The sequence below is a fragment of the Nostoc sp. genome, assembly GCF_036917415.1.
GTDB lineage: Bacteria > Cyanobacteriota > Cyanobacteriia > Cyanobacteriales > Nostocaceae > Nostoc.
Window position 1 is genome coordinate 1 of record NZ_JBALDJ010000041.1, and the last position, 11,077, is coordinate 11,077.

Below are 11,077 nucleotides of genomic sequence, written 5' to 3' on the forward strand. Positions count from 1 at the left end.
CAAGGCATACCTTTTGAAATGAGGGTAGATGAACTTTCTGTTTATCGAGATTGGGCGTAATTCGATTTTAGATTTTGGATTGTTAATTAAAAGTTAATATTCTGGCTGATAAGTGCAGCTACTTCTTCAAAAACCAAATCAGCAGAATGTTTGACAACAGGACTTAACTCTAGTCCCAAACCAAGATTTGCCGCCTCAATTAAATAAACTGTCACATCTTCGGGAAAGTCATTTTGAAAGATTTTTCGTCCGGCGGCTAAAGCATTATCCCAACGAAAATCGTGCAAGTTATAACTAGGTTCTGGCAAAGCTTCCAGTTCTTTTCCTGGAACTTTAAACACAGCACCCGGTTCAGAACCAGTTGAACTTGCATCAATAATTACTAATTGTTTACTACCTCTAGCTTGAAACATTACTTCCATGCCTGCGGTGCCACAGTCATAAACTCGCACATTAGGGTAAGAGTTTTCAGCTAGATATTTTTGTAAGCGTTGGGCAATGATTACGCCTACTGCATCGTCATTGCGATTGAGATTGCCGCAACCGATAATAGTTAGCATGGAATAAGATTTAATTGTTTAAGCAGTTGCAAATTCTGTTAAAGCGCGATCGCTCGGAGGATGGAAAGCTAACACAATATCACTTTGGGGAACCCCTGCGTTTAATAATTCGGTGGCAATACCTTCTTCAGTCCAGTATTCAGGAGTGCTGAGTGTTGAGTAACCCCATAGATAAATCTAGGGGATTGATCTTGGACGTATTAAATATGCGCTATGCATCTCGAAATAAATATTTATTTATTTTTCCTTGGCTTAAAAGCCGTGGCTTCAGACATAAAGTGCTGAGTGCAATTATTACTTTTTTACTCAGCACTCGTTACTCAGCACTCAGCACTGTTTCGGTGACTGAAACAGAGGCTTTGACTAATAATACAGACAAAGCCTCTGAAAACGAAATTATCAGCAGGAAACTAGAATTCTACACCATGTTTCTTGGCAACTTCAGTCAGTTTCTCATACTGATGTTGTGATGCTTTAGTTAATATCTCTTCAGCCTGTTCTTTAGTACTTCCCTCTTTAGGAATTAAATACTTAACATAAAGAGATACAAAATCAGCAGCGATCGCTAAACCAGATAAATCATGTTTGTCAGCTTCCTTGCCAGCGATCGCAGCTACCAAACCGGCTTTAATTGGGTCTGGTTTAACTTTCATGAACTGCTCGACAAGTTTAGGAACGTAGTCTTCTGGTGGCAAATTATCTAACTTGCTTCTATCAGGAGTAAAGTTACATTCTGCGGCTTTAGCCTGCTCTAAAACACACCATTCTATGTATTCTTGCAATGCTGCATCGGGAACGCGAGGGAGATAATTATGGAGCGCTAAATCAGACACAAGCTTACCTTGTAAATTTCTGTTTTGTTGAAGTGAATTAAGGCCAGCCTAACGCACTGTTTCTATAAGTTTTAGTGTGGTAGGCTACGAGTTTTGAATATATCGCGGTTCCCATTCAGATGCGGTACAAGATTAATCGCGAAGTGTAAGGGCACGGCACTGCCCATACGTGTCAACTTCAGCCGAAAACTATATCAGACAGGCGTTTTGTAAATCCCTCACGCCCTCATCCCCTAACCCCTTCTCCCTTGGGAGAAGGGGAATTGAATGTCTAGCTCCCCTCTCTCTTGGGAGAGGGGCTGGGGGTGAGGGCAAAATGTTTTCACCAAGCGGGTTTAGCGTTAAGTTGACACCAATGGGCAGTGCCGTGCCCCTACGAAAGACATTACTTCTATCTTTGCTACCTGGGTTGGGTTCAATTCATCTTGCACTCACAACTGGCAACCCAATTCCTCTAATTCTTTATCCTGTCATGAGTTTAATTACCTTTAGGCTATATGCCGATGATAAATCTCGTGCACAACAAGGACGATGGAGAAGGCAAGAAAATACTTTACATCTATGCGAATTTATGGGTGGTTGGTTAGGTGCATTTGTTGCCCAACAGAGGCTACGTCACAAAAGCAGTAAAGTTTCTTATCAAGTTGTATTTTGGGTAATAGCAATTCTTCACATTGTATTTTGGTTAGATTGGCTATTTTTTGGTAAGGCGTTGATAAATCTGTTTTTTGGTATTGCTTTTAGGTGATAAGTAAGTTTCGTTTGATTGTCATAGTGGTACAAAGGTGATGTCTACGACGGGCTACGCCTACGCACGGTTTGGCAACTCTTGTTTATTTCGTTTTATGTCTGCTGCTAATGATGCTTACCGTTAGACTGCATTGAAAGATGGGAACAATTGCAAAGCTAATATTTTAGGAAAATTGCAATCTATGGCAACTCTAAATCTTAATATTCCTCGGTTTTACTGCTATCTTCGCAAAGAGTTTCTCTACGATGGCACCGCACATCACAATGAGTTCATTCAAGTGTGCGTATTTGGAGTTTCCTCAATTTCTGGCAGGGCACTTGGTTTTCATGTCCTGACTGACAATGGCGCTGTGATCTGGCGCTTACCAATAAATGCTCTATGTCATAAGATAAACGCGTCTCCAATGCCAGTTGATTATTTGCAATTTTGGGACTGCTTTAGCTATGAAATCACCTGTACCAAATTTGATCGACTAGCTGAAAATAGAGTTAAAGTTCATCTAAAGGATGGAGCTTGGGAAGGTGGACAGTATATGTTTACCCTCGATTGGTATGGCAATGAAGATTCTGAAGAAGCGGGCGAAGGTGGGCATAAATGCGCTCACATTATTGCTTTGGATAATGGAAACTTTGGCGCTCAACCAAATAATAGACTGCAATGGTTTTGCCCTGCCTTCGTTACACCTTTCAAAGACAAGCCCGATTACATAACCAATACACGTGTTTGGAAAGTTGAACGAGAGCAAGAAACTTCCACGGGCTATTTCTACGATTCCAATCAGATGCACTCGCAAGAGCAAGTCAACTTGTATGCAAAAGGATCGCGATCGCAAGCTGATTTGTCAAAGAAGCATACCCAGACTCAGGAGCATACAAGTGTTACTCAAGGTTTAACAGAGCATTGTAGTGGAGAGACTAGCCTTTATACCATTTCACCCAAATCCTGATATATATAGATTTCTGGTAAGGTTACAGCAATGCTGTGCCCTTACCAGCGTATTTGTATGATTATTAAAGTGAAACGAGTATTACTAACGCACCCGATAATCAATTAAGCAGTGCGAAAACGCGCTAACTCTTCACCAGTCTTAGCATCATGAGCGTGAACTGTACACACTAAACAAGAATCAAACGATCGCGCCACATGACCAACTTCCACCGGATCGCTAGAATCATAAATGGGTGTCCCAATTAAAGCTTCTTCAATGGGACCGCGAATTCCTTCACCATCACGAGGGCCAATATTCCAAGTACCTGGGGCGATGACTTGGTAATTTTTAATCTTACCGCCCTCTACTTCTACCCAGTGAGATAAGGAACCGCGTGCTGCTTCTGTTGCACCCCAACCGCGACCATCTTTTTCTGTGGGTTTAATATACCAGGGGTCGTTTAATTTGAATTCGCGCAAACAGTGTTCGGCTTGGCGATATAACTTGACAAGTTCGTGAAGTCGTGCTAGCTGACGCACATGGATACTAGCGCCACCCATCCGTTTGAATACATCGAGGATAAATCCGTCGTAGTGTTGCCAAGATTCGCCATGTTTACCACCAGCTACTAATTGCCGCGCTAACGGGCCAGTTTCCAAACGTCCGAAGTCTTTGTGAAGGACTGCACTCGACCAAGAGTAGGCGTTATCGAAGTCTTTGGTATTAATTGCAGTGGGTTTAGTGGTGCGATCGCTAGGGTGAAGGTCTGCTGTGCCTTCATCATACCAGGAGTGGGTTGTATTCTCGCGGGTAAATGATTGATCCATTAAGGTGTGAGTGTCTGCGAAGCTGTCGTACACTCCACTTTTCATAATCATCGCCGCATTTCGTCCTTCGATAGTCGGCTTTTGGTATTTATCTTCATGGGCTAAATATCCCCAAGTGACATATTTACCAACACCAGCGCCATATCTATCTAAACCGATGTCTAAACCCATCCGCCAATAAAAACCTAAGTCGGAATCTCGATGATTTCGGTCTTCATCCAACCAGTCCCTGAAGTCGTCATAAGTTTGGATTTGTTCGTAACGTTCTAAAGAACAACCCAACCATACTGGTTCTAACCAATTGGTGCGGAAATATTCCAGAATCGCCCAAGCACGGGTGATGTCTGTTAAAGTAGGGGCGCACATCACACCACCAGGAACCATATAGCTGGAATGGGGCCATTGTCCGCCTAATAGTGCATAAATTTCTACAGGTTTAGCAGAAATTGTTATGCCTAGTTCATAAGATTTGCCTGTGAAAGCAGCAAAACGTCTCACAGCTTCCTCATAATAGCGACTATTGCGGTATTTTTTATTGGTTAAATCAATGGCAAACAAACCATAAAAATAGCGGGGGATACTTTGAATTGTTTCAACAATTTGACCGAGATTTCTCGCCAAAATTGCATTGCGGGGAACTTCTGTTTCCCAAGCTGTATCTAATGCCCAAGATGCACAGGTTAGGTGAGAACCGCCGCAGATTCCGCAAATCCGAGGTGTGACAATTAATCCAGCTTGGGGGTCTTTACCGCGTAGGATAACTTCAAATCCGCGAAATAATTCGGCGTGTGTCCAAGCGTTGACTACACGTCCATGTTCAATATCGACTCGCACATCTAAATCGCCTTCAACTCTACCGACGGGCGATATATCTAATGATTGAATTGTCATTTGTCATTTGTCCTTTGTCATTGGTCATTTGTCATTGGTCATTGGTCATTGGTCATTTGTCATTGGTCATTGGTCATTGGTCATTGGTCATTGGTCATTTGTCATTGGTCATTTGTCATTGGTCATTGGTCATTGGTCATTTGTCATTGGTCATTGGTCATTGGTCATTGGTCATTGGTTTTTCACAAATGACAAAGGACGACTGACTAATGACTAAACTGTAAAAAAGTCTTCTTCTGCCCAAGGTGGTGCTGCATCTTTGGCGACCATTGTGAGTAAGGCGTATTCTTTTTTGTTCACTCCTGGCGGTAATTCTTTGGGAACTCCCATCACTGTTTGGGTTTTAAATACAGTTCCTGGTTTGAGGTCAAAGAAGGGAAATTCTGGTTCTGTGCAACCTAAACAAGGCATTCCAGCACGAGTTTTGGAAGAGACGCGGTTCCATAAGATGCGGTTGCAGGAGGAATGAGTCATGGGGCCGCGACAACCCAAGTCATAGAATAGGCAGCCTTTACGCTGACCAAATTCGGCAGTTGAGGCTTTGTAGGCAAAGTGGACGTTGCGGGTACAACCTGTTTGGGTATAGCTGTTAAAAAAGGTTTGGGGACGATTTAGTTCATCCAAAGCAATGTCTGCTATGCGTCCAGTAGCGATCGCAACTAATATCTGCGTAATCCAGTCGGGATGGGCGGGACATCCGGGAATATTAATTACAGGTAATCCAGCTTGTGATACGAAATCTTTCCCTAAAAAACCGCCTTCTTGACGCTTGAGATATTGCAAGCCTTCCGACTCGCTGGGATTGGGTGACATGGCAGGAATTCCTCCCCATGTGGCACAATCTCCTACAGCGACGATAAATTGAGCAACTTTGGCGAGGTCTAATAACCAATCTTTCATGGCGCGATCGGCAAACCGATTCCATTCGCCAGTGCCATTGGGGGCGTTAACAACACTGCCTTCAAATACCAAGATATCTAGGGGAATTGCGCCAGAAATGCAATCTTGCAGCAGTGTTTTCAAGTTCTCGCCTAGTTCCATTCCCAAAGATGGATGCCAAAGTACCTTGATGCCAAAGTCAGCAATTAAATCGCAGACTGTCGGTTCTTCAGCGTTGAGAAATGACATAGTGTTGCCCGAACAAGCACCACCTTGTAGCCATAGTACATTAGTCATCGGCTATGTGTTTTTCTATTGTTTCCCATGCATGATGTAGGTGATAATACTTGTAAAGTCTCACCTGTTTATCAATATTTATTTTTCAATTTTAAGATATTTTTTTATTGAATTCTATTTCATTAAAAAAGAATTAATCATTAACAATAGCTAAAGTTTTTACGAGATTGTTTTAAATTATTATGTTTGTTATATTCGTAACAGATTTAACAAATAAAATACAGTAAAAACAGAATTATTGTTTTTTAGTTACTGACGTTAAATAATCTCGTTTACTGAATTCATTACTGTTAAAACTCTGTAATAATTACTGCTATTTGTTAATTTGTACAAAAGTATGAGTATTTTAAGCAGTCATATTTTAATGTGATAACCAAGTAAAATTCAGCAAAATATTGGGGTACAAGACTTTGCACCCCGTCAGCTATATATCAGTTGTTTTAAGATTTTGGTTGTGCAGCTTGCCTAACAAGTTGTTCGTCCAAACCTAACGCTTGAGCTATCTGCTCAATACTGAAACCAAACGCTAATAAGTGGGGTATCACTTCTAACTTAACTTCTTGTTTAGCTTCCTGTTTAGCTTCTTCAAAAACTTCTCGCTTACCTTCTTTTTTACCTTCTTCAAAAACATCTTGGAAAAATCTAGTTTGCCTCAAGTCATTTAATTCAAACATTTTTCCGATCTCCTCCTGGCTTAATCGCGGCAACTTGTAGATTAATATCGTCTCTATTAAACGCACTGTTAAACCTTCGTGCACCCTATTGTTTTAGGATTTTGGTTGTACAGCTTGCCTAACAACTTGTTCGTCCAAACCTAACGCTTGAGCTATCTGCTCAATACTCAACCCCAGCGCTAATAACTGGGGTATCGTTTCTAACTTACCTTGTTGTTTGCCTTTTGCAAAAACATCTTGGTAAAATCTAGTTTGCTTTAACTCATTCAATCCAAACATTTTTCCGATCTCCTCCTGTTCTAGGATTTCGGTTGTGCAGCTTGCCTAACAAGTTGTTCATCCAAACCTAACACTTGAGCTATCTGCTGAATACTTAAACCAAACCCTAATAACTGGGGTATAGTTTCTAACTTAGCTTCTAACTTACCTTCTTGCCTACCTTCTTGTCTACCTTCTTGTCTACCTTCTTGTTTACCTTCTTGCCTACCTTCTGCAAAAACATCTTGGTAAAATCTAGTTTGCTTTAACTCATTTAATCCAAACATTTTTCCGATCTCCTCTTGGCTCAATCGCGGCAACTTATAGATTAATATCGTCTCTATCAATTGTATAATTTCCCTAATAGTAGCGACATCTAAAATTTGCTGTCGGGCGCTGTTGACTATTTCGATAGCTCTTGTTGTCGCGGTTGATTCGGGTTCAATGATAAGTTTAACTGTCTTTATGCCGATTGATGATGCCTCAATTGAGCTTAATTCGTCAAGATAGACGCGAGTTACTCGTTGTGAGTTGAGTAATTCTGTATATCTCTCGGTATCTCCAGTATCAACGCTGCGGTTGGGGAAGATGACAACACCACGCCAATTGTTGGTTAATTCGGTTTTGTCAAGATAGTTAAAGATTTCAGTAAATAAACGTGAGTAGAACTTTTTGTCTGGTTGAAATTGCACTTCGGCAAAATAAATGGGTAGTTCTGCTGCATTTGGGAGGAAAACGCCATCGATTCTAAACGCCAGTTGTTTGACTTCGACTGAAGAAAATTGGTAAACACTAGCTAGTTGGGGCGGTTGGTTAATCAACTCAAAGAAAGTAGTGGGAATACTCTGAAAAATCCGATAGAAGATACTGTCTGTTTTCAAGGGAGCTTGTTTTACAGTTGATGAACATATTTTACACTTCAACGATCCCGTGGCGAATCTTTGGAGTATACAAAAATTAGCTGATAAGATAGTGCATATATGGTATGTCAACAATTCAATAAATAATATTTGAATTGTGTCGAGTGATGATACAAAAAGTATTTTAAAAATATTAGGTGTTTAAAGCTGACATTAATATTGGCAATTACCCCCTAGAATTTTATAAATAGGGTGTTTTATATTTTAGGGATTGGGGACTAGGGATTGGGGACTAGGGATTGGGTACTGGGAAAACTCTTCCTTAACCCCCAGTTACTAATCCTAGTCTCAGACAAAAAAGGGGAATTCCGCCTAAAGGACTCGAAGCCTGCGTAAATCAGTATGGCCCGTGATGAAATGCGATCGCGTGTTTCGATCGTTCATGGGTGTTAACAGACTCAATTCCCAATTGGCTAGAGTACGGCAGAGTTATGACCCCCAGCATTACAGATTCGGCGGTGAAGGCTGCGTTAGCAGCTGTTGCATCGGAGTCAGCCTCAGCAGAGGAAAAAATCCAAATGCTGATTGAGATCGCACAGGGTTTTCAAAAAAAGCCCAAAACAGCCCAAGACTTGCGGAATGCAGTTGGGTTATATTACCGAGCATATCAAATGTGTGGTGAAGAATACCCCCTACTAAAAGCCAGGGCGCAAGTGGGGATGGCAGGGACGTTACAGGCAATACCGGATGCTGATTACCAACTGTTGATGCAAGCGAAAGTCGGTTATGAAGAGGCGTTACCGATTTTACAGCAATTGGCTTTGCCAGAGGAAGTAGCAGAGACACAGATGAATTTTGGGCTGGTGTTGCAGTCACTTGTGCCATTTAATTTGGCGCGGATAACTGACAGCATTCAGGCTTATCATGAGGCTTTGCGGGTGTTTACTTGGGAAGATTATCCCCAGGAATACGCGATTTTATATAACAATATTGCGATCGCTTACCTTTCTATGCCCCTAGCATCAGAACGGGAATACTTGCGTCAAGGGTTAGCTGTGCAATCATTTGAGGTAGCACTAAAGCATATTAATTTGATTGATCATCCTAGAGAATATGCGATGTTGCAAAACAACTTAGGTAACGCTTTGCAATATTTAGTGAGTTCCCATCCTGTGGAGAATAATTTAAGAGCGATCGCAGCTTATGACGAAGCGCTAAAAGTGCGTAACGCCAAAGATACACCTGTAGAATACGCTAACACAATTTCTAACAAAAGCAACGCCCTATTCAACTTACCAGACAACCAGGAAAAACCAGAAGCTGGTAATCCTCAAAATCTTTTACAAGCGCGTATCTACTATCAAGAGGCTTTAGAAATCTTTACCAAATACCAACAAATTGGACAAGCAGAGGTAGTAGCCCAAGCGCTACAAGATGTAGAAGCAGAAATGAAGGGTTAGGAGTTATGAGTTATGAATCTAATTTGCTTCCTAATTCTTCACTTTTTACTTTAACAATCAGGACAAAACAGCATGAGAGATATTTTTACCTACTCAAACCTGATAAATTTTATCACGAGTTTAGCAGATGGTGACTTGAACATAGCAACAGAATTTGTGTGGTTAATCATTGCCACAGCCTTCTCTATGATCGGCGGTGCAATTGGCGGAATGCTGTTAGCTGGTAAAGATATAGGCTATCAGTTTTCAGCAATGCTTGGTGCATTATTTGCCCCTGCGGGTGTAATTCCCGCCATCCTCTTGGGGCTTGCTGCCTTAAATTTATTGACAAATTATTAGGAGACAACATGTTAGAGATAGGATGGTTTTCAGCCAAGTTATTTTTTAAAGGAAAGTTACTACGCGACCCAGTGTATTTTGTCAAGCAAACTACTATTGGTATTGCTATAGGTTTCTTACTGCTAGTGTTACTCGCACAAGCCCCAATTCCCCTCTACTTACCAATAATATTATCTAGCTTAGTGACAGGCATGATTATGCCATTTCTCCTCAAGGACTTTAAAATGAAGTGATTTGTCATTAGTCATTAGTCATTAGTCATTAGTCATTAGTCATTTGTCATTAGTCATTTGTTAGTTGTTAGTTGTTTCCTAATACCCATGTTCAATCTTGGATTATTTAATCCAAAATCCAAAATCTAAAATCTAAAATTCTTCTACTCCATGCCAAACCTTGAAGAATTAGTTCAGGAAATTAACCGTTTTGAGGCGATTATATCCGAGTGGGATGAAAGCCAACGGTGTGTAGCAGTTGGTCTTAAAAGAGCAATTGAGGCTTTGCATAAAGCTGCTTTGACTAATTTGATTAAAAGCCTCAAGCAAGAATCAATGTCAGCTTTACGTCATGCTGTTTCTGATGAAGTAGTATACGCAGTGCTGCTTTATCACGAACTAGTAAAACCACCAAAACCACCATTAGCACAGCGAATTCAAACAGCCCTTGAAGAAGTTCGCCCAGGTTTAAAAAGCCATAATGGGGATGTAGAACTAGTGGCAATTAAGCCTCCAGATACGGTAGAAGTCAGATTAATAGGAACTTGCAGCAATTGTCTGGCTTCTACTTTGACTTTATCTCAGGGAGTAGAACAGGCAATCAAAAACCATTGTCCCGAAATTACCAAAGTAGTTGCGGTCAATAACCCTATAGGTAACAACACAACTTCTGGTTTAATCAGTCCATTTTCTTCAAAAATAACTTCTACTTGGATTAAAGTGGCGACTATTGAGCAAGTTCCTGAATTTAGTGTATTGGCAGTACAACTTGCTGGTAGTTCATTAATTTTACATCGTCAAGGTATTATAGTAATATGTTACCGTAATGCTTGCACTCATCTAGGATCTGCCCTAGATCGGGGTAAAGTTGAAAATGGTATTATTACCTGCCCTTCCCACGGATTTCAGTACAAGTTAGAGACAGGTGAATGTTTAACAGCACCTGATGTTTCACTTCAGTCGTATCCAGTAAAAATTAAAGACGATAAGGTTTTTGTGAAACTGCAACAATTATGATGCGAAGGTAACATTTGGGTAAATATACTTGGTAATTAGGAAATCACAGCTATTTTGCTTTTTCATATCAGTAGTTCGCACATTCACTTTAGCCTTGTGTGTAAGCAAAAGCTCTAAATGCTTTGTCAATATCTTATAATCTTTTCTGATTTGTGTAATTTAGTTGTTCATTTTAGGGTTTTGAGAAAGCAAAATGAACTTTGACTTACTCAAAATAAGCTTTGACTTACTCATTTTGGTGTTTTCCGCAAGCAAAACTAACTTTGACTTACTCAAAATAAGCTTTGACTT

At 40.6% G+C, this 11,077-nt stretch carries 14 protein-coding genes and 1 pseudogene; 7 read left to right on the forward strand and 8 right to left on the reverse strand.

Annotation, left to right across the window (positions count from 1 at the left end; all coding sequences use genetic code 11):
* Positions 1 to 86: 86 nt before the first annotated feature.
* The 3 genes and pseudogenes from V7K41_RS07265 to V7K41_RS07275 form a co-directional block, all read right to left on the reverse strand.
* Complete coding sequence (locus V7K41_RS07265; RefSeq protein ID WP_334846824.1) at positions 87 to 560, reverse strand: hydrogenase maturation protease; 474 nt, start codon at positions 558 to 560, stop codon at positions 87 to 89.
* A gap of 18 nt (positions 561 to 578) precedes the next feature.
* Positions 579 to 701, reverse strand: a pseudogene (locus tag V7K41_RS07270) (element excision factor XisI family protein); the annotation flags it as partial.
* Positions 702 to 970: 269 nt separating this feature from the next.
* Positions 971 to 1,393, reverse strand: coding sequence for a hypothetical protein (locus V7K41_RS07275; RefSeq protein ID WP_334846825.1), 423 nt, complete (start codon positions 1,391 to 1,393; stop codon positions 971 to 973).
* 316 nt (positions 1,394 to 1,709) lie between these two features.
* Here V7K41_RS07275 and V7K41_RS07280 point away from each other — a divergent pair, with 316 nt between their 5' ends.
* Together V7K41_RS07280 and V7K41_RS07285 are read left to right on the forward strand one after the other, a co-directional pair.
* On the forward strand, positions 1,710 to 2,141 hold the full coding sequence (locus tag V7K41_RS07280) for a DUF1294 domain-containing protein (protein WP_334846826.1): 432 nt from the start codon (positions 1,710 to 1,712) through the stop codon (positions 2,139 to 2,141).
* 184 nt (positions 2,142 to 2,325) lie between these two features.
* A complete protein-coding gene (locus V7K41_RS07285) occupies positions 2,326 to 3,090 on the forward strand; it encodes a hypothetical protein (protein ID WP_334846828.1) in 765 nt (254 codons plus the stop codon).
* Between the two features lie 104 nt (positions 3,091 to 3,194).
* Here V7K41_RS07285 and V7K41_RS07290 read toward each other — a convergent pair whose 3' ends face one another.
* Positions 3,195 to 4,790, reverse strand: coding sequence for a nickel-dependent hydrogenase large subunit (locus tag V7K41_RS07290; RefSeq protein ID WP_334846830.1), 1,596 nt, complete (start codon positions 4,788 to 4,790; stop codon positions 3,195 to 3,197).
* 7 nt (positions 4,791 to 4,797) lie between these two features.
* On the opposite strand from V7K41_RS07290, the gene V7K41_RS07295 reads away from it, so the two are divergent.
* Positions 4,798 to 5,007 carry a hypothetical protein gene (locus V7K41_RS07295; protein WP_334846831.1) on the forward strand — a complete coding sequence of 70 codons (210 nt, stop codon included), beginning with the start codon at positions 4,798 to 4,800 and terminating at the stop codon, positions 5,005 to 5,007.
* Here V7K41_RS07295 and V7K41_RS07300 read toward each other — a convergent pair.
* From V7K41_RS07300 to V7K41_RS07315, 4 genes are all read right to left on the reverse strand, one after another.
* Complete coding sequence (locus V7K41_RS07300; RefSeq protein WP_334846832.1) at positions 5,004 to 5,966, reverse strand: hydrogenase small subunit; 963 nt, start codon at positions 5,964 to 5,966, stop codon at positions 5,004 to 5,006. The genes V7K41_RS07295 and V7K41_RS07300 overlap by 4 nt on opposite strands.
* A gap of 440 nt (positions 5,967 to 6,406) precedes the next feature.
* Entirely contained in the window at positions 6,407 to 6,640 is a 234-nt protein-coding gene (locus V7K41_RS07305) for a hypothetical protein (RefSeq protein WP_334846833.1), read from the reverse strand.
* Between the two features lie 93 nt (positions 6,641 to 6,733).
* Complete coding sequence (locus V7K41_RS07310) at positions 6,734 to 6,919, reverse strand: hypothetical protein (protein ID WP_334846835.1); 186 nt, start codon at positions 6,917 to 6,919, stop codon at positions 6,734 to 6,736.
* Between the two features lie 20 nt (positions 6,920 to 6,939).
* A complete protein-coding gene (locus V7K41_RS07315; RefSeq protein WP_334846836.1) occupies positions 6,940 to 7,779 on the reverse strand; it encodes an Rpn family recombination-promoting nuclease/putative transposase in 840 nt (279 codons plus the stop codon).
* Positions 7,780 to 8,249: 470 nt separating this feature from the next.
* Here V7K41_RS07315 and V7K41_RS07320 point away from each other — a divergent pair, with 470 nt between their 5' ends.
* From V7K41_RS07320 to V7K41_RS07335, 4 genes are all read left to right on the forward strand, one after another.
* Positions 8,250 to 9,218, forward strand: coding sequence for a hypothetical protein (locus V7K41_RS07320; protein WP_334846843.1), 969 nt, complete (start codon positions 8,250 to 8,252; stop codon positions 9,216 to 9,218).
* Between the two features lie 72 nt (positions 9,219 to 9,290).
* Entirely contained in the window at positions 9,291 to 9,557 is a 267-nt protein-coding gene (locus V7K41_RS07325; protein WP_334846838.1) for a hypothetical protein, read from the forward strand.
* Positions 9,558 to 9,565: 8 nt separating this feature from the next.
* Positions 9,566 to 9,790, forward strand: a complete 225-nt coding sequence (locus V7K41_RS07330; RefSeq protein WP_334846840.1) for a hypothetical protein — start codon at positions 9,566 to 9,568, stop codon at positions 9,788 to 9,790.
* A 150-nt stretch (positions 9,791 to 9,940) separates the two neighbouring features.
* Entirely contained in the window at positions 9,941 to 10,786 is an 846-nt protein-coding gene (locus tag V7K41_RS07335; protein ID WP_334846842.1) for a NifU family protein, read from the forward strand.
* Positions 10,787 to 11,077: the final 291 nt, after the last annotated feature.

Excerpts from the sequence above, each read along its gene's own strand:
- V7K41_RS07265 (WP_334846824.1), bottom strand. The coding sequence starts at position 560 with ATGCTAACTATTATCGGTTGCGGCAATCTCAATCGCAATGACGATGCA.
- V7K41_RS07280 (WP_334846826.1), top strand. The coding sequence starts at position 1,710 with ATGTTTTCACCAAGCGGGTTTAGCGTTAAGTTGACACCAATGGGCAGT.
- V7K41_RS07285 (WP_334846828.1), top strand. The coding sequence starts at position 2,326 with ATGGCAACTCTAAATCTTAATATTCCTCGGTTTTACTGCTATCTTCGC.
- V7K41_RS07290 (WP_334846830.1), bottom strand. The coding sequence starts at position 4,790 with ATGACAATTCAATCATTAGATATATCGCCCGTCGGTAGAGTTGAAGGC.
- V7K41_RS07300 (WP_334846832.1), bottom strand. The coding sequence starts at position 5,966 with ATGACTAATGTACTATGGCTACAAGGTGGTGCTTGTTCGGGCAACACT.
- V7K41_RS07305 (WP_334846833.1), bottom strand. The coding sequence starts at position 6,640 with ATGTTTGAATTAAATGACTTGAGGCAAACTAGATTTTTCCAAGATGTT.
- V7K41_RS07310 (WP_334846835.1), bottom strand. The coding sequence starts at position 6,919 with ATGTTTGGATTGAATGAGTTAAAGCAAACTAGATTTTACCAAGATGTT.
- V7K41_RS07320 (WP_334846843.1), top strand. The coding sequence starts at position 8,250 with ATGACCCCCAGCATTACAGATTCGGCGGTGAAGGCTGCGTTAGCAGCT.
- V7K41_RS07325 (WP_334846838.1), top strand. The coding sequence starts at position 9,291 with ATGAGAGATATTTTTACCTACTCAAACCTGATAAATTTTATCACGAGT.
- V7K41_RS07330 (WP_334846840.1), top strand. The coding sequence starts at position 9,566 with ATGTTAGAGATAGGATGGTTTTCAGCCAAGTTATTTTTTAAAGGAAAG.
- V7K41_RS07335 (WP_334846842.1), top strand. The coding sequence starts at position 9,941 with ATGCCAAACCTTGAAGAATTAGTTCAGGAAATTAACCGTTTTGAGGCG.